General features: G+C 55.8%; 16 protein-coding genes. 7 read left to right on the top strand and 9 right to left on the bottom strand.

Annotated elements, in window-relative coordinates; all coding sequences use genetic code 11:
- Positions 1–10 precede the first annotated feature (10 nt).
- Both kefB and kefG read right to left on the bottom strand, forming a co-directional pair.
- On the bottom strand, positions 11–1,813 hold the full coding sequence (gene kefB / locus AAGR08_RS00750) for a glutathione-regulated potassium-efflux system protein KefB (protein WP_097095820.1): 1,803 nt from the start codon (positions 1,811–1,813) through the stop codon (positions 11–13).
- Positions 1,813–2,364, bottom strand: coding sequence for a glutathione-regulated potassium-efflux system ancillary protein KefG (gene kefG / locus AAGR08_RS00745; RefSeq protein ID WP_097095819.1), 552 nt, complete (start codon positions 2,362–2,364; stop codon positions 1,813–1,815). The genes kefB and kefG overlap by 1 nt, the downstream gene beginning before the upstream one ends.
- Positions 2,365–2,478: 114 nt before the next feature.
- On the opposite strand from kefG, the gene AAGR08_RS00740 reads away from it, so the two are divergent.
- On the top strand, positions 2,479–4,383 hold the full coding sequence (locus AAGR08_RS00740) for an ABC transporter ATP-binding protein (RefSeq protein ID WP_345827956.1): 1,905 nt from the start codon (positions 2,479–2,481) through the stop codon (positions 4,381–4,383).
- Positions 4,384–4,514: 131 nt separating this feature from the next.
- On the opposite strand, the gene tauD is transcribed toward AAGR08_RS00740, so the two are convergent.
- The 4 genes from tauD to tauA are packed head-to-tail and all read right to left on the bottom strand — an operon-like array spanning position 4,515 to position 7,933.
- Positions 4,515–5,354, bottom strand: coding sequence for a taurine dioxygenase (gene tauD / locus AAGR08_RS00735; RefSeq protein ID WP_345827954.1), 840 nt, complete (start codon positions 5,352–5,354; stop codon positions 4,515–4,517).
- Positions 5,351–6,178, bottom strand: a complete 828-nt coding sequence (gene tauC / locus AAGR08_RS00730) for a taurine ABC transporter permease TauC (RefSeq protein WP_345827952.1) — start codon at positions 6,176–6,178, stop codon at positions 5,351–5,353. Before tauC ends, tauD begins: the two co-directional genes overlap by 4 nt.
- Positions 6,175–6,942, bottom strand: a complete 768-nt coding sequence (gene tauB / locus AAGR08_RS00725) for a taurine ABC transporter ATP-binding subunit (RefSeq protein ID WP_097095815.1) — start codon at positions 6,940–6,942, stop codon at positions 6,175–6,177. The genes tauC and tauB overlap by 4 nt, the downstream gene beginning before the upstream one ends.
- A 10-nt stretch (positions 6,943–6,952) precedes the next feature.
- Positions 6,953–7,933 carry a taurine ABC transporter substrate-binding protein gene (gene tauA / locus AAGR08_RS00720; RefSeq protein WP_097095814.1) on the bottom strand — a complete coding sequence of 327 codons (981 nt, stop codon included), beginning with the start codon at positions 7,931–7,933 and terminating at the stop codon, positions 6,953–6,955.
- A 235-nt stretch (positions 7,934–8,168) separates the two neighbouring features.
- Here tauA and AAGR08_RS00715 point away from each other — a divergent pair, with 235 nt between their 5' ends.
- Entirely contained in the window at positions 8,169–9,149 is a 981-nt protein-coding gene (locus AAGR08_RS00715) for a LacI family DNA-binding transcriptional regulator (RefSeq protein WP_345827949.1), read from the top strand.
- Between the two features lies 1 nt (position 9,150).
- On the opposite strand, the gene AAGR08_RS00710 is transcribed toward AAGR08_RS00715, so the two are convergent.
- Positions 9,151–9,753, bottom strand: coding sequence for a LysE family translocator (locus tag AAGR08_RS00710; RefSeq protein ID WP_345827947.1), 603 nt, complete (start codon positions 9,751–9,753; stop codon positions 9,151–9,153).
- Positions 9,754–9,813: 60 nt separating this feature from the next.
- Between AAGR08_RS00710 and AAGR08_RS00705 the strand changes: the two genes are divergently transcribed.
- The 3 genes from AAGR08_RS00705 to AAGR08_RS00695 all read left to right on the top strand — a co-directional run bounded on the left by AAGR08_RS00705 (position 9,814) and on the right by AAGR08_RS00695 (position 11,982).
- Complete coding sequence (locus AAGR08_RS00705; protein WP_345827946.1) at positions 9,814–10,836, top strand: hydrolase; 1,023 nt, start codon at positions 9,814–9,816, stop codon at positions 10,834–10,836.
- A complete protein-coding gene (locus AAGR08_RS00700) occupies positions 10,833–11,051 on the top strand; it encodes a YheU family protein (RefSeq protein ID WP_097095810.1) in 219 nt (72 codons plus the stop codon). Before AAGR08_RS00705 ends, AAGR08_RS00700 begins: the two co-directional genes overlap by 4 nt.
- A gap of 61 nt (positions 11,052–11,112) precedes the next feature.
- A complete protein-coding gene (locus tag AAGR08_RS00695; protein WP_097095809.1) occupies positions 11,113–11,982 on the top strand; it encodes a phosphoribulokinase in 870 nt (289 codons plus the stop codon).
- An 80-nt stretch (positions 11,983–12,062) separates the two neighbouring features.
- Here AAGR08_RS00695 and AAGR08_RS00690 read toward each other — a convergent pair whose 3' ends face one another.
- Positions 12,063–12,467: an OsmC family protein gene (locus AAGR08_RS00690; RefSeq protein ID WP_097095808.1), complete on the bottom strand. Its 405-nt coding sequence runs from the start codon at positions 12,465–12,467 to the stop codon at positions 12,063–12,065.
- Between the two features lie 304 nt (positions 12,468–12,771).
- On the opposite strand from AAGR08_RS00690, the gene crp reads away from it, so the two are divergent.
- Both crp and AAGR08_RS00680 read left to right on the top strand, forming a co-directional pair.
- Positions 12,772–13,404, top strand: a complete 633-nt coding sequence (crp, locus tag AAGR08_RS00685) for a cAMP-activated global transcriptional regulator CRP (protein ID WP_003852956.1) — start codon at positions 12,772–12,774, stop codon at positions 13,402–13,404.
- 58 nt (positions 13,405–13,462) lie between these two features.
- The gene (locus AAGR08_RS00680) at positions 13,463–15,541 is read left to right on the top strand and encodes a YccS/YhfK family putative transporter (RefSeq protein WP_097095807.1); all 2,079 of its coding nucleotides are present in this window, start codon (positions 13,463–13,465) and stop codon (positions 15,539–15,541) included.
- Here AAGR08_RS00680 and AAGR08_RS00675 read toward each other — a convergent pair.
- Entirely contained in the window at positions 15,538–16,758 is a 1,221-nt protein-coding gene (locus AAGR08_RS00675) for an aspartate aminotransferase family protein (protein WP_345827943.1), read from the bottom strand. The two genes, AAGR08_RS00680 and AAGR08_RS00675, sit on opposite strands and share 4 nt — an antisense overlap.
- Between the last annotated feature and the right edge of the window lie 46 nt (positions 16,759–16,804).

Genomic DNA, 16,804 nt, shown 5'->3' with positions numbered 1-16,804 from the left:
AAGTATAGATCTACTCGTCATCCCAGCCGTCAAACTGGCGTTTTTCGTGCTGCATTTCGCGCTGGAAAATATCCTCTAACTCACGTCGGGCTTCACGCACACGCGAAACCTGCGCGCTGTCATCGTGGCTCGGCACCAGTTCGCGCAGCATACGCATGTCCAGACGGCGGAAATGTTGCTGCGCGCGCTGCGCCTGATGCGGATGCATCCCTAGCGAAATCAACGTCTTGCGTCCCAGCTCAAGCGCACTGGAGAAAGTCTCACGCGAGAACAGCGTAACCCCTGCCTGCAGCAGTTCGTGTGCTTCAACACGACCACGCGCGCGCGCCAGAATTTCCAGCTGCGGAAAATGCTGCTGGCACAGGTGTACGATGGACATCGAATCTTCCGGATCGTTACAAGTAATGACGATGGATTGTGCATTCTCCGCGCCAGCTGCACGCAGCATCTCCAGCTCGGTGGCATCACCATAGTAAACCTTATAGCCATATTTACGCATCAGGCTCACCGCAGAGATATCGCGCTCCAGCACCGTAATGCGTTTGTTGTTAGCCATCAACAAACGACCCACTACCTGACCAAAACGCCCAAAGCCAACCACAATCACCTGTGGCTGATCGTCCTCAACAAAATGCTTCTCGGCATTCTCATCGGGCTCGTTAAAGCGGTGCGCGAGTAAACGATCTATGGCGTTCATCAGCAGCGGCGTGGTCATCATGGAGAGCGTTACCGTCACCAGCAGCAGCGGCATTTGGTCGCCGCTAAACATCTTCGCTGAAGATGCCGCAGAGAACAGCACAAAGGCAAACTCGCCGCCCTGGCTTAACACGCCGGCAAACTGTTGACGCTCTGAGCTGCGCAAGCCATAAATGCGCGCGAGCACATACAGCACCAGCGTTTTCACCGCGACCAGAATCACCACGCCCAGCAGAATTTCAACGATGTGGGTATAAAGCACGCCAAGGTTGAGCGCCATGCCTACTGAGATAAAGAACAGCCCCAGCAGCAGCCCTTTGAACGGTTCGATGGCGACTTCCAACTCGTGACGATATTCACTTTCCGCTAACAGAATACCCGCGATGAAGGTACCCAGCGCCATCGACAGGCCGAGCGCGTCCATAAACAGCGCCGATCCCAGTACCAGCAACAGCGACGCTGCGGTAAACACTTCACGCACGCCGGATGCCGCAATAAAACGCAGGATGGGACGCAACAGATAGCGACCACCAATCAGCATTCCGGCAAACGCCAGCACCTTCATGCCCACTTTCAGCCAGTCAACGTGACCGCTGTCGCCGCCTGCCAGCAGCGGCACCAACGCTAATGCCGGAATCACCGCTAAATCCTGGAACAGCAGCACCGAGAAGCCGAGCTGACCAGACTCACTGCGGTTCATGCCTTTGTCACGCATCAGCTGTAGCGCCATGGCTGTCGATGACATGGCCAGACCAATCCCGCCAATCACTGCCGCCTGCCAGCTAAAGTCGGTGAGCCACAACAATCCCCCCAGGATCGCCGCCGAGATCAGCACCTGGGCCGCGCCCACGCCAAATATTGAACGGCGCAGCGACCAGAGTTTCGAGGGATTCAGCTCAAGGCCGATAATGAACATCAGGAACACCACGCCAAGTTCGGAGAAGTGCAAAATCTCCTCAACGTCGCTGATGAAACCCAGGCCCCACGGACCGATGGCAATCCCCGCCAGCAGATAGCCCAACACCGCACCAATGCCGAGACGCGCCGCAATCGGCACGATCAGCACAGCCGCAACCAGATAGATCACGCCGGCCGTGAGTAACGTTTCGCCTTCCATCACACCCCTCCTTGCGGCAGCGGTGAAGCCAGCCAGTCGCCATATGCCCGCGCGAAATTACGCATCACTTCTGGCGTTTGGCGTCGCGCCCAGTAAATCACCATCGGCGTCATCCAGTGCATACGGCACATCTGCGCCGTCAGCTCAAAGGGACGCATAATGTCACTCATCGGATAACGATTCAGACCGCTATGATGATAAGCCGCTTCCGGTTCGCCAGTGGTCACCACGCTGCGCCAGTATTTGCCCTCCAGCGCATTGCCATCCGGGCCGCTGGCAAAACCGCGCGACAGCACGCGATCTAGCCACTCCTTCAGCAGCGCCGGGCAGCTGTAGGTATAAAGTGGATGTTGGAAGACGATGATTTGATGCTCGCGCAGCAGCTGCTGCTCATAGTGAATATCAATAAAAAAATCCGGATAGTGGGCGTATAAATCGTGCACCGTGACGTGGTCCAGTTCCATAGCCGACTGCAGCAAAACCCGATTAGCAATCGAATCCTGTGATTCCGGATGGGCGTAAAGCAGCAAAATTTTGGGTGGCTGCGACATCGTTCCCCTCCAAAGCGTCGTCACGGCACAGGAATTCCGCTACCATGCTCGACGCAACAAACATTATCGAATTATGTTGCCGACAAATTAACATATTCTGACGATACGGCGCTTATGATTGTCTTTTCAGCACTACAAATTCGCCGCGGCACCAACGTGCTGCTGGATAACGCAACGGCCACCATCAACCCTGGGCAGAAAGTCGGCCTGGTGGGCAAAAACGGCTGCGGCAAATCGACGCTGCTGTCGTTGCTCAAGGGCGAAATCAGCAGCGATGCCGGCAACGCCACGTTCCCCAGCAACTGGGCGCTGGCGTGGGTCAACCAGGAAACCCCGGCGCTGAGCAAACCCGCGCTGGATTATGTTATCGATGGCGACCGCGAATATCGTCAGCTTGAATCTGAATTGGCCGATGCCAATGCGCGCAACGATGGCAACGCTATCGCGCTGCTGCACGGCAGGCTCGATGCCATTCAGGCGTGGAGCATACCTGCTCGCGCCTCCAGCTTGTTGCACGGTTTGGGCTTTAGCCAGGAACAATTAATGCGGCCGGTGAGCGATTTTTCCGGTGGCTGGCGTATGCGCCTCAACCTTGCCCAGGCGCTGGTGTGCCGTTCCGATCTGCTGCTGCTGGATGAACCGACTAACCACCTCGATCTCGATGCCGTAATCTGGCTGGAACGCTGGCTGAAAAGCTATGAAGGCACGTTAGTGCTGATTTCGCACGACCGCGACTTCCTCGATCCGGTGGTGGATAAGATCATCCACATCGAACAGCAGACGATGTTCGAATACACCGGTAACTACAGCTCGTTCGAGCGTCAGCGCGGCGCCAAACTGGCGCAACAGCAGGCGCTGTTCCAGAGCCAGCAGGAAAAAGTGGCGCACCTGCAGAAGTATATCGACCGCTTCCGCGCTCAGGCGACCAAAGCTAAGCAGGCGCAGAGCCGTATTAAAATGCTCGAGCGCATGGAGCTGTTTGCGCCCGCGCACGTCGACAACCCGTTTAGCTTCAGCTTCCGCGCGCCGGAAAGTTTGCCGAATCCGTTGCTGAAAATGGAAAGAGTCACCGCCGGTTATGGCGAGCGTATCATTCTTGACGCCATCAAACTCAACCTGGTGCCAGGTTCACGCATTGGCCTGCTGGGCCGTAACGGCGCGGGTAAATCGACGCTAATTAAACTGTTAGCGGGCGAATTAGAAGCGCTGGATGGCAAAGTTGGCCTGGCGAAAGGTATCAAGCTTGGCTACTTCGCTCAGCATCAGCTGGAGTATCTGCGTGCCGATGAATCACCGCTGCAACATTTGTCCCGCATTGCGCCGAAAGTGCTCGAACAACAGCTGCGCGACTATCTGGGCGGCTTCGGCTTCCAGGGCGATAAAGTCAGCGAAATCACTGAACGTTTTTCCGGCGGTGAGAAAGCGCGTCTGGTGCTGGCCCTGATTGTCTGGCAGCGTCCGAACCTGCTGCTGCTCGATGAACCGACTAACCACCTCGATCTGGATATGCGTCAGGCACTGACCGAAGCGCTGATTGATTTTGAAGGCGCGCTGATGGTGGTATCGCACGATCGTCATCTGCTGCGCGCCACCACCGACGATCTTTATCTGGTGCATGACGGCAAGGTCGATGTGTTTGAGGGCGATCTGGAAGATTATCAGCAGTGGCTGAGCGATGTGCAGAAGCAGCAGGCACAACAGGATGCCGCGCCGAAGCAGGATAACGGCAATAGCGCGCAATCCCGTAAAGATCAGAAGCGCCGCGACGCTGAACTGCGCGCGCAAACCCAGCCGCTGCGTAAAGAGATCGAGAAGCTTGAGAAGCAGATGGCGAAGTGGCAGAGCCAGTTGAGCGATGCTGAAGCGCAATTGGCCGACAGCGCGATTTACGATCAGAGCCGCAAAGCCGATTTGAATGTGGCATTGCAGCGTCAGGCAGAAAGTAAGGCCGCGCTGGAAGAGGTCGAAATGGCATGGCTCGATGCGCAGGAACAGCTGGAGCAGATGCTGGCACAGTGATGTACGACGCCCTCACCCCAGCCCTCTCCCGCAAGCGGTAGAGGGAGCCGATCGAGCATAAATTCAATACAGAGCACCACCTAAACATTCCCTCTCCCGCCTGCGGGAGAGGGTTAGGGTGAGGGCCAGCCTTAAACCGGCTTATCCCCCATCACCGTCGCGCGATGCATCACCCGCCGCGCTGGATAATAATCCGCGTTCGCATAATGTTGCGTTACGCGGTTATCCCAGATCGCCACATCATTCTCCTGCCAGCGCCAGCGCACCTGAAACTCAGGCTTAGCGGTGTGCCAGAACAGGAAGTTGAGAATCGCCTCGCTCTCTTTTTCGCTCAGTCCCAGCAAACGCGTAGTAAAACCTTCGTTCACAAACAGCGCTTTGCGTCCGCTGACCGGATGCGTGCGAATCACCGGATGCTGCACCGGCGGATTTTTCGCCACCGCCTGCTGCCAGCGCTGGTGCTCCTCTTCCGTTTTGCGGTATTTGTACTCCTGGAACGACTTTTTAAAATCGTGTTCCGCCTGTAATCCACTTAACAGCTGCTTAAACGGCTCAGACAGCGCTTCATACGCCGCAATCCCGCTAGACCACAAAGTGTCACCGCCGCTTGCTGGCAGCAGCTTCGAAGCCAGAATGGCAATTGCCGGCGGCGTTTCAATAAAGGTGACATCGGTGTGCCAGTTGTCGTTATCCGGCGGGTTGTCCTGATGCGTATCCAGCACAATGATCTCTTCCACACCCTCGGCATGTGGATAAACCGGATGGATATGCAGATCGCCAAAGCGAATCGCCAACGCACGTTGCTGCTCAGGGGTAATCACCTGATTACGCAAGAAAAGCACCTGATGGCGCAGCAGGCCGTGATAAAGCTGCTCAAACTGGGCATCACTCAGCGGACGACTGAGATCGACATCGCTGACCTGCGCCCCGATATACGGGCCCAGAGCGGTAAAAGTAAGACGTTCGTTCATTGCTGTTCTCCATTCCAGGGCGTCAGGCGGCGCTGCAACGCGCGCAGACCCAGTTCTAAGCCAAAGGCAATCAGGGCAATTACGGCGATACCGGCCAGCACCACATCGGTGGCGAGAAACTCACCGGCCGACTGCACCATAAAGCCGAGCCCGCGCGTAGCGGCAATCAGTTCGGCCGCGACCAGCGTTGACCAACCTACGCCGAGACCAATCCGCAAGCCGGTGAGGATTTCCGGCAGCGCGCCGGGCAGAATCACAAAACGCAGCAGCTGCCAGCGCGAGGCACCCAGCGCCTGCGCAGCGCGAATTCGCACCTGCTGCGCATTCTTCACCCCCGCCAACGTCGATAACGTCACCGGGGCGAAAATCGCCAGATAAATCAGTAAAATTTTTGAGGTTTCGCCGATGCCGAACCAAATCACCATCAGCGGCAGATACGCCAGCGGTGGCACCGGACGATAAAGCTCAATGAGCGGATCCAGCAGGCCGCGAATCGAGGGGCTCAAACCCATCGCAATACCAACCGGAATGCCAATCAGCGCGGCAAAGAATAGCGCCACCAGCATACGCGCCAGGCTGGCACCTAAGTGCTGCCAAAGCGTAGCGTCCATAAAGCCTTGCGGGCTGGCAATTAATATCAGTTTTTGCAGCACCACCTGCGGCGGCGGTAAAAACAGCGGCGCAATTAAACCGAGCGTCGTGATGCCCCACCACAGCAACAGCAGCACGCCTACGCTCAGCAAACTGAGAGAGAACTGGAGGGAAAATGGCCAGCGCAGTCTGCGACGACGCGTTTGGGTTTTCTCATCAATCACCGCACTCATAGGAATGCCTCGCGCTGGGAAAAGACCTGATTCAACACATATTCCCGACGTTCGATAAACGCCGGGTCGGATTTAATAGCGCGGCACGGTTCCCCGGCGGCGAAGCGCTGGCCAAAATCGAGCTTCAGGCGTTCCACTACGCGGCCCGGGCCGGGTGACAGCAGAACTAATTCACTGGCAAGGAACACCGCTTCTTCGATGTCATGGGTGATCAACAGAATCTGCTTGCCGGTATCACGCCACAGCGTCAGCAGCAGGGTTTGCATCTGTTCACGGGTAAACGCATCCAGCGCGCCAAACGGCTCATCTAACAGCAGCAGCTGAGGATCAGCCGCCAGCGCACGCGCAATGCCCACGCGCTGACGTTGACCCCCAGAGAGCTGCCAGATAAAACGCTTCTCTGCACCTTCAAGTCCTACTTTGCGGATTAAACGGCGTGCAATGTTATGGCGCTCCGCCTTCGCCATCCCCGCCAGTTGCAAGCCGAACGCAACGTTATCAATCACGTTACGCCACGGCAGCAAACCTTCATTTTGAAACACCACGCCGCGCTCGGCGCCCGGCCCTTGCACCGCTTTGCCATCCAGCGTAATGCTGCCGGATTCAAGCGGCAGAAAGCCGGCGATGAGATTCAGCAGCGTGGTTTTGCCACAGCCGGAGGGGCCCAGCACCACCAGCAGATCGCGGCTGCCCAGCTGCAGATTGATATCCTGCAGCGCGGGTTGACCGGCGTAACGCGCATTGAGATGGGTGATGTTGAGCATACGGCCTCCGTTATTTCGCTAAGGGTGCAACGAATCGCGTGGTGACGAAGCTGCTGTAATCGCTGTCGGCCTCAGGTACTTTGCCCTGCTCTTTCAGGAAGTTTGCGGTATCAACAATCGCTTTGTTTACCGGCTTACCGAGCTGCTCGACCTGCTGTTGCGCAGTCAGGTACGTGTTGCCTTTTACCAGCACCGGCACATCCCCTTCAGGAACGCCGCTCAGGCGCGCCAGCTTGCTCAAATTGTCTGGCTGCTTCAGCCATTGATCTGGATTCGCGATGTAAGCCTGCTGCGCTTCAACGGCGCTGCGCGCAAAGGCGGTGACGATTTCCGGATGCTGCTGCGCGAAATCTTTACGCACTACCCAGACGTCCAGCGTTGGTGCGCCCCATTTGCCCACCTGCGAAGAGTCGGTCAGGACATTGCCATCTTTCTCCAGCTCATTTACCGCCGGAGACCACACGTAGGCGCCATCAATGTCACCGCGTTTCCAGGCGGCAATAATCGCCGGTGGCTGCAGATTCACTAACGTCACCTGCGAAGGCTTGATGCCCCAATGTTTCAGCGCGGCGAGGAAACTGTAATGGGTGGTAGAGATGAAGGGCACGGCGATGCGCTTGCCGATCAGATCTTTGGGATCCTTGATGGTTTTCTTCACTACCAGCGCTTCGGAGTTACCGAGCTGGGAGGCCAGCAGGAAAGCTTCAATCGGCAGTTTTTGCGTGGCGGCGACAGCCAGCGGGCTGGAGCCGATATTACCGATTTGAACGTCGCCCGACGCCAGCGCACGCAGCACGCTGGCACCGCTATCGAATTTACGCCAGTCAACCGTCGCGCCGCTCTCTTTGGCGAAGGTGTTATCTGCCTGTGCCACTTTGGCCGGTTCAGCCGACGTTTGATACGCCACGGTGACATTGACCGCCTGCGCCTGGAACGCCATCAGGGCCAAAGCCGCAGCCACCGCCGTTATTGTTTTTTTCGTTGCCATCATCACTCACCCCAATGTGTTTTTGTGAGGGCAGTTTCTCCAGCGACAGTAGTTTCATAAAGGAATTAAAAATTATCCCTAATGACGATCCGTTCTTAGATCAACATCGGGCAAGCCTATGCAAAAAGCGCAAATACAAAGAACAGGCGAAATGATAAATATGTCACGCGCTCACATTAGGACTGTGATATTGATAGACTTCTCATTTTTCCTCATCTCCTACAAACGGTCCTAATCCATGTCGATTGAGAAAGTCGCGCACTTAGCGGGTGTGTCAAAAGCCACGGTTTCACGGGTTTTGAACCACAATCCCGGCGTGCGTCCGGATACGCGCGCCAAAGTGCTCGCGGCCATCGACATTTGTGATTACCAGCCAAATTTACTGGCGCGACAATTGCGCACTGCTCAAAGCCATATGCTGCTGGTACTGATTCCCGACATTACCAATCCGTTCTGCTCCCGCGTGGTTCAGGGCATTGAGGCCGAAGCCGAAGCGCAGGGCTATCACATCCTGCTGTGCAACTCCGGATCGCAGCTGCGGCGCGAAGCGGCCTACATTGCGCTGCTGACCGGTAAAGTGGTGGATGGCGTGATCACCATGGATGCGGCGGCGTGCCTGCAAGAGCTGAAAGAGCTGATTGGCGATGCTCCCTGGGTGCAGTGTGCCGAATACGATCCCTCAATCGCGGCATCCAGCGTGGCGATTGATAATAAAGAAGCCGCATTCGAAACCGTGTGTTACCTGGCGAGCAAAGGCCGCGGGCGTATTGCGCTGGTGAACTGCGATATGCGCTACCTCTATTCACATCAGCGTGAAGAGGGCTATCGCAATGCACTGGAAAAACTGGACCTTAATTGGGGCAGCGTGGCCTATGCGGAAAACGTTTCGTGCGACGCGGGCAGCGCGGCGTTGCGCGAACTGCTAACGCTGCCTGAGCGCCCTGATGCGGTGTTTGCGGTTTCGGATGTGCTGGCGGTTGGCGTGATTCATGCGGCTTTGGAAGCGGGTTTGCGCGTGCCAGAAGACTTAGCGGTGGTGGGATTTGATGGCATCAACTTTACCAGCAGTCTGAATCCGCCGCTGACGACCATCGAGCAGCCGATGAATCGCATGGGCGCGCGTAGCGTACAACTGTTATTGAATCGGATTCGCCAGCCAAACTCGCCGGTGGTGCATGAGGTGTTACCCTGGAAGCGCGTCGAGCGCGCTTCCAGTTAACTCAGCGCCAGATCAGCAACACGCAGGCGGCGGTAAGCAAGCCCATTGCCAGATTGAAGATTTTCCATGCGCGCGGGCTGCGCAGCAGACGTCCAATCAGCGAACCAAAGCCCATCCAAATCACGCCAGAGACCACGTTTACCATCGCCATGCCGATGCTAATCGCCACCACTGAATGAAGATATTGGCTACCAGCAAGGCTAAAGCTGGCAACCGCACCCAGCGCCATCAGCCAGGCTTTCGGATTGATCAACTGCAACAAGCCGCCTTGCCAGAACGGCATCTGCTTCACATTGACGTCATCGGTTTCCAGCTTTTCATATTCAGCGGTGGCGATTTTCCACGCCAGCCACAGCAGATAGAGGCTACCGGCAATCTTCAGGATCAGATGTAGTGAGGGATAAAGCAGGATAAGACTGCCGATGCCAAATGCCACCATCAGCAACATGACTTGCATGCCAATCATGATACCAATGAGCAGCGGTATGGTGCGCAGGAAGCCAAAATTAGCACCAGAGGCGGTAAGTAACATATTATTGGGCCCGGGCGTGATGGCTGCGACCCAAAGAAAACCTAACATTGATAAAAAAAGACTCAGTTCCATGTATATTCGGGTGCTCCTCACCCAGTAAAGCGAACAACCCATCGAAGCTATCAGCGACTTATGCATCAGACAAGCCTTTACCCAAGCTATTTTGATCGCCCCAGCGGCGAGCGCTTTAAACCACTGCGCGGATTCACTAACGCGCATCTGCAAACGCTGCTGCCGCGCATTTTACGCCGCCGCGTTACCCTACGCCCGCACTGGCAGCGTCTTGACCTGCCCGACGGTGATTTTGTTGATTTAGCGTGGAGCGAAGATCCGGCGCAGGCACGTCACAAGCCGCGCATGGTGATGTTTCACGGTTTGGAAGGCAGTTTCCGCAGCCCTTATGCGCATGGCTTGATGCAGGCGTGCCAGGCGCGTGGTTGGCTGGCGGTGGTCATGCACTTTCGCGGCTGTAGCGGCGAGCCGAATCGCCTGGAGCGCATCTATCACTCCGGTGAAACCGAGGACGCCACCTATTTCCTGCACTGGCTGCGGCGTGAATGGGGAACCGTACCGACCGCTGCGGTTGGCGTTTCGCTGGGCGGTAACATGCTGGCTTGCCTGCTGGGCATGCAAGGTAATGATGTGCCCATCGATGCTGCCATCGCCATTTCGGCACCGCTGGCGTTGGAACCATGCAGCACCAAGCTGGATGTCGGCTTCTCACGTTTCTATCAACACTATTTACTGACGCAGCTGAAAAAGAACGCCACGCGCAAATTACATGCCTGGCCCGGCACGCTGCCGGTCGATCTCAGCCAGCTGCGCGCTTTTCGCCGTCTGCGTGAATTTGATGATGCAATAACCGCTCGCGCGCACGGTTTTGTTGATGCCAACGACTATTATCAACGTGCCAGCGCCATGCCGCTGCTGACCGGCGTACGCAAACCGCTGCTGATCATCCATGCACAAGACGATCCTTTTATGACCGATGCTGTGATCCCGCGCCCTGAGCAGCTGTCAGCCTCCATTCAATATCAACTGACGCAGCAAGGCGGCCACGTAGGTTTTGTGGGTGGCACCTTACTCAAACCGAAAATGTGGCTAGAACAGCGCGTGCCCGACTGGCTCTCAACTTATCTGGATGTGCAATTGTGATTATTCCGTGGCAAGAACTAGAAGCAGAAACGCTGGAAAACCTGATTGAAACGTTCGTGCTGCGCGAAGGCACCGATTACGGCGAGCAGGAACGAAGCCTGATGCAAAAAGTGGCCGACGTGCGCCGTCAGCTGGAGCGCGGCGACGTGGTGCTGGTATGGTCGGAGCTGCATGAATCCATCAACATCATGCCGAAGGGTGAATTTCGCGGCTGATGCACCCAGCGGCAATTCGTGGTAACAATGCTCATCGCCGGACTTCACAGGGAGCTCTGTTATGTCAGCCAGGCATCCAATTATTGCCGTCACCGGTTCCAGCGGCGCCGGAACCACTACCACCAGCCTCGCCTTCCGCAAGATTTTCCAGCAGCTGAATCTGCATGCGGCGGAAGTCGAAGGCGACAGTTTCCATCGCTACACGCGTCCAGAAATGGACATGGCGATCCGTAAGGCGCGCGACCTTGGTCGCCATATTAGCTATTTCGGCCCGGAAGCGAATGACTTCGGCCTGTTAGAGCAGACATTCAAACACTACGGTAAAACCGGGCTGGGCGAATCGCGTAAATATCTGCATACCTATGATGAAGCGGTACCGTGGAATCAGGTTCCGGGCACCTTCACGCCGTGGCAACCGCTGCCGGAAAACACCGATGTGTTGTTCTATGAAGGCCTGCACGGCGGCGTTGTCACGCAGCAGCAGAATGTGGCAGAACATGTTGATCTGTTGGTTGGCGTGGTGCCGATTGTTAATCTCGAGTGGATTCAGAAGCTGGTGCGCGACACCGGCGAGCGCGGCCATTCACGCGAAGCGGTAATGGATTCAGTGGTGCGTTCGATGGAGGATTACATTAACTTCATCACGCCACAGTTCTCGCGCACGCACATTAACTTCCAGCGCGTGCCGACCGTCGATACCTCAAATCCGTTTGCCGCACGGGAAATCCCGTCATTGGATGAGAGCTTCGTGGTGATCCATTTCCGTGGCTTAGAAGGGATTGCGTTCCCCTATCTGCTGGCGATGATTCAGGGATCGTTTATCTCCCACATTAATACGCTGGTGGTACCCGGCGGGAAAATGGGATTAGCAATGGAGCTGATTATGCTGCCGCTGGTGCAACGACTGATTGAAGGGAAGCGGATTGAATAAGAGTGATAGGTCGCCATTAATGGCGACACTACGAAATGAGCGCGTTTTGTAGGGTGCGCATTAATGCGCACCTGGAAGCATTAACGTTCGATCACTTCATAGCTATGGGTGATTTCCACGCCTTTGCCCAGCATGATCGCCACCGAGCAATATTTTTCCGCTGACAAATCAACCGCGCGGGAAACCGCCTTATCACTCAACGCTTTGCCGCTGACAATAAAATGCAGGTTGATGTGGGTAAAAATACGCGGTGCTTCTTCGCGGCGTTCAGAGGTGAGTTTCACTTCGCAATCGGCCACATCGCTGCGCCCTTTTTGCAGAATCGAGACCACATCAATGGCGCTGCAACCCCCTGCTGCCATTAACACCATCTCCATTGGACTTGGCGCTTTATCACCGGAATTCCCGTCCATTAACACCTGATGTCCGGATGAGGATTCTCCGAGAAAGGTAAGACCTTCCACCCATTTCACTCGTGCCTGCATGATTCTTTCTCCTGAAGCGGCGGTTTTGCCGCCAGAGTACGCTTTCACCTGATAAACAGCAATCCAGACTATTCCCCCGTTTGCTGAAGCGAGACAACACAAGACAGCTCGCAAAAGCTGTGCTACAAACAGTGCTGAAAATATTTTCGTCGTTACAGACGAAGGCGGGAAGAATCAAAAGCGTAGCTTAAGAATGACCCGGAATAATTTTTCCATTACTGGAAACGCTCGACGATTAAACCGCCTGACAGGGAAAAAATGCCCCCTGTATTTTGGGCACGATTACAACAGAGGATAATAGCGAATGGTTCTCGGCAAACCGCAAACAGACCCTACACTCGAATGGTTCCTGTCCCATTGCCATATTCACAAATATCCGTCCAAAAGCACGCTCATCCATCAGGGTGAGAAAGCGGAAACGCTGTACTACATCGTGAAAGGTTCCGTAGCGGTACTGATTAAAGATGAAGAAGGCAAAGAGATGATTCTCTCCTACCTCAATCAGGGAGATTTCATCGGCGAACTCGGTCTTTTCGAAGAAGGCCAGGAACGTAGTGCCTGGGTGCGTGCGAAGTCTGCCTGTGAAGTGGCTGAAATTTCCTACAAAAAATTCCGTCAGCTGATTCAGGTAAACCCGGATATTTTAATGCGACTTTCGTCGCAAATGGCGCGTCGTCTGCAAGTGACATCAGAGAAAGTGGGCAACCTTGCTTTCCTTGACGTAACAGGACGTATCGCGCAAACGCTGCTTAATCTGGCTAAACAGCCAGATGCGATGACTCACCCAGACGGCATGCAAATTAAAATCACCCGTCAGGAGATTGGTCAGATCGTGGGCTGCTCACGCGAAACCGTGGGTCGTATCCTGAAAATGCTGGAAGATCAGAACCTGATCTCTGCACACGGTAAAACCATCGTCGTCTACGGCACCCGCTAATTTCTTCTCACCCACGGCGTGATGGCAACATCGCGCCGTTTCTATTTGCGATGAGCTGATGTGGCGCCGAATCATCTATCATCCTGAAGTTAACTATGCACTGCGGCAAACGCTGGTGCTGTGCCTGCCTGTGGCTCTCGGCTGGCTGTTTGGCGATCTGCAAAAAGGTCTGCTGTTCTCGTTAGTGCCTGCCTGCTGCAATATGGCGGGTCTGGATACGCCGCACAAACGCTTTTTCAAACGCTTGATTGTGGGTGGTTCGCTGTTTGCCACCGGCAGCTTCCTGATGCAAATTTTGACCGCTTACCAGATTCCGCTGCCGTTGATCCTGCTGGCGCTGCCGCTGCTGATCGGCGTGACCGGCGAAATCGGCCCGCTGCATGCACGCCTGCTGCCCGCCACCTTAATCGCTGCTATCTTTACGCTCAGCCTGGTTGGGCGCATGCCGATATGGGTGCCGCCGCTGCTCTATATTGGCGGTACGCTGTGGTACGGCTTGTTCAACTGGTTCTGGTTCTGGCTGTGGAAAGAGCAGCCGATGCGTGAATCGCTCAGCCTGCTGTTTCGCGAGCTGGCGGATTATTGCGATGCCAAATACACCTTACTGACACAGCTGACCGATCCGGAAAAAGCGTTACCGCCGCTGCTGGCGCGCCAGCAGAAAGCGGTCGATCTCATCACTACCTGTTACCAGCAAATGCATATGCTGTCGGCCAGCCGCGATAACAGTCACAAGCGCCTGACGCGCGCCTTCCAGGTGGCGCTGGATTTGCAGGAACACATCTCGGTCAGTCTGCATCAGCCCGAAGAGGTACAGAAACTGGTGGAGGAGAGCCACGCTGAAGCGGTGATCCGCTGGAACGCCAAAATCATCTCCGCACGTTTGCGCGTGCTGGCTGATGCAATTCTCTATCATCAGCTGCCGGATCGTTTTCACATGGAGAAACAGCTGGGTGCGCTGGAGAAAATTGCCCGTCAGCATCCGGATAACCCGGTTGGCAACTTCTGCCTCTATCACTTCAGCCGCATCGCCCGCGTATTGCGCACGCAGAAGCCGCTTTACACGCGCGATCTCATGGCCGATCGTCAGCGCCGCTTACCGCTATTGCCAGCGTTGCGCAGCTATTTATCATTCAAATCTACCGCGTTACGCACCGCGGCCCGCTTTGCCGTAATGCTGATGTTTGGTAGCGCACTGGCGCTGTTCTTCAACATTCCTAAACCTTACTGGATTCTGATGACCATCATGTTCGTCAGCCAGAACGGCTACAGCGCCACGCGCGTGCGTATTCAGCACCGTGCGCTGGGCACCTTTGCCGGTTTGCTGATTGCCGCCGCCTCGCTGCGGCTGGCGGTGCCGGAGTCGATCACTCTGCTATTTATGCTGGGCATCACGCTGGCGAGCTATCTGATCACGCGGAAATATTACGGCTGGTCGATGATTGGCTTCACCGTCACCGCGGTGTATTCACTGCAGCTGCTATCGCTCAACGGCGCGCAATTCTTGTTGCCGCGCATGATGGACACGCTAATGGGCTGTTTGATTGCTTTCGCCGGTATGATTTGGCTATGGCCACAGTGGCAAAGCGGGCTGCTGCGTAAAAATGCGCACGATGCGCTGGAAGCTTATCAGGACGCACTGCGCTTGCTGCTCGGACCGGAACAGGCGCCGGAAAAGCTGGCTTATCAGCGCATAAAGGTCAATCAGGCGCACAATGCGCTGTTCAACTCCCTGAACCAGGCGTCGAGCGAGCCCGGCTTCAACCTGCAATATTTGCAAGACATGCGCATGTGGGTGACGCACAGCCAGTTTATCGTTGAGCACATCAACGCCATGACGATTCTCGCGCGCGAGCACACCATGTTGACGTCGAAGCTGGCGGAACGGTATCTGCAATCCTGTGAAATCGCGCTGCAGCGCTGTCAGCAGCGGCTGGCGTATGACGGGCCGGGCAACGACAGCAATATTCTGGAAGCGCCGGAGAATCTTAACGAAGGGCCGGTAACGATTGTCGAACAGCACGTGAAGCGGATTTTGCAGCACCTTAACGTCATGCACACTATCTCTTCACTGGCGTGGAGCCAGCGACCGCATCATGGCCGCTGGCTCAAGGCGTTACGCCCAAAAGCGGATTAAGCGGCCAGCACCTTTTCAATCGCCGTAGCGAAACGCGTCATGCCTTCGGCGATGTCGGTTGGCTCAATCACCAGCGACGGCACTAAACGAATCACATCGCTCCCGGCGGTGAGAATCATCAGCCCTTCCGCAGCAGAAGCATTGAGGATGTCGCGCGCCTTGCTGGCGAACTGCGGCTGCAGCGCGGCACCTATCAGCAGACCTTTGCCACGAATCTCGCTGAAGATAGCGAATTTACTGTTGATGGCCTGCAGCGCTTCCACAAACTGCTGGCGGCGCGCTTCCACACCTTCCAGCACTTCCGGAGTATTGATGATATCCAGCGCGGTTTCCGCAATCGCGCAGGCCAGCGGATTGCCGCCGTATGTGGTGCCGTGCACGCCCGGCGCCATCACTGCCGCAATGTCATTGGTGGTCAACATCGCGCTTACCGGGAATCCGCCGCCCAGCGCTTTCGCGGTGGTCAGGATATCGGGCTTGATGCCGTAATGCTCGTAGCTGAACAGCTTACCGCTGCGGCCCATACCGCTCTGTACTTCATCTAATACCAGCAGCGCATTATGTTCGTCGCACAACGCACGCAGGCCCTGCATAAATTCCTGCGTAGCCGGTACCACGCCGCCTTCGCCCTGAATCGGTTCTACCACAATGGCGCAGGTGTGATCGTCAATCACCGCTTTTACCGCGTCGAGATCGTTGAACGGCACATGCACGATGTCAGCCGGTTTTGGCCCGAAGCCATCGGAATATTTCGGCTGCCCGCCAACCGACACGGTAAACAGCGTGCGGCCATGGAACGCATTGTGGAAAGCGATAATTTTGCTTTTGAATGGGCTGTGTTTTTTGCAGGCATAATAGCGCGCCAGCTTGAAGGCCGCTTCGTTGGCTTCTGCGCCGGAGTTACCGAAAAACACGCGGTCGGCAAAGGTAGCAGCGATCAGTTTACTCGCCAGACGCAGCGCCGGTTCGTTAGTGAACACGTTGCTGGTGTGCCACAGCGTTTCGCCCTGGGTTTTCAGCGTCTCCACCAGCGCCGGATGACAATGGCCCAATGCCGTCACCGCAATACCGCCTGAGAAATCGATATACTCTTTGCCCTGCTGATCCCACACTCGGCTGCCCTTGCCTTTAACCGGCACAAACTGCGCAGGTGCATAAACAGGCAAAATTACGTTATCGAACGTTTCCCGGGTTACCGCTAGTTTTTCCGCTGCCATTGACGACCTCATCGGGTTATTTGTTGAGCTAGTGTGAAATTATAAT

It is taken from the genome of Pantoea sp. BRR-3P, from assembly GCF_039621635.1.
Classification (GTDB): domain Bacteria; phylum Pseudomonadota; class Gammaproteobacteria; order Enterobacterales; family Enterobacteriaceae; genus Pantoea; species Pantoea floridensis.
The sequence above is the reverse complement of the archived record's forward strand: the minus strand, read 5'-3'. Positions and strand labels throughout refer to the sequence as shown.

Coding starts and splice junctions, on each gene's coding strand:
- kefB (WP_097095820.1), bottom strand. CDS start 1,813: ATGGAAGGCGAAACGTTACTCACGGCCGGCGTGATCTATCTGGTTGCG.
- kefG (WP_097095819.1), bottom strand. CDS start 2,364: ATGTCGCAGCCACCCAAAATTTTGCTGCTTTACGCCCATCCGGAATCA.
- AAGR08_RS00740 (WP_345827956.1), top strand. CDS start 2,479: ATGATTGTCTTTTCAGCACTACAAATTCGCCGCGGCACCAACGTGCTG.
- tauD (WP_345827954.1), bottom strand. CDS start 5,354: ATGAACGAACGTCTTACTTTTACCGCTCTGGGCCCGTATATCGGGGCG.
- tauC (WP_345827952.1), bottom strand. CDS start 6,178: ATGAGTGCGGTGATTGATGAGAAAACCCAAACGCGTCGTCGCAGACTG.
- tauB (WP_097095815.1), bottom strand. CDS start 6,942: ATGCTCAACATCACCCATCTCAATGCGCGTTACGCCGGTCAACCCGCG.
- tauA (WP_097095814.1), bottom strand. CDS start 7,933: ATGATGGCAACGAAAAAAACAATAACGGCGGTGGCTGCGGCTTTGGCC.
- AAGR08_RS00715 (WP_345827949.1), top strand. CDS start 8,169: ATGTCGATTGAGAAAGTCGCGCACTTAGCGGGTGTGTCAAAAGCCACG.
- AAGR08_RS00710 (WP_345827947.1), bottom strand. CDS start 9,753: ATGGAACTGAGTCTTTTTTTATCAATGTTAGGTTTTCTTTGGGTCGCA.
- AAGR08_RS00705 (WP_345827946.1), top strand. CDS start 9,814: ATGCATCAGACAAGCCTTTACCCAAGCTATTTTGATCGCCCCAGCGGC.
- AAGR08_RS00695 (WP_097095809.1), top strand. CDS start 11,113: ATGTCAGCCAGGCATCCAATTATTGCCGTCACCGGTTCCAGCGGCGCC.
- AAGR08_RS00690 (WP_097095808.1), bottom strand. CDS start 12,467: ATGCAGGCACGAGTGAAATGGGTGGAAGGTCTTACCTTTCTCGGAGAA.
- crp (WP_003852956.1), top strand. CDS start 12,772: ATGGTTCTCGGCAAACCGCAAACAGACCCTACACTCGAATGGTTCCTG.
- AAGR08_RS00680 (WP_097095807.1), top strand. CDS start 13,463: ATGTGGCGCCGAATCATCTATCATCCTGAAGTTAACTATGCACTGCGG.
- AAGR08_RS00675 (WP_345827943.1), bottom strand. CDS start 16,758: ATGGCAGCGGAAAAACTAGCGGTAACCCGGGAAACGTTCGATAACGTA.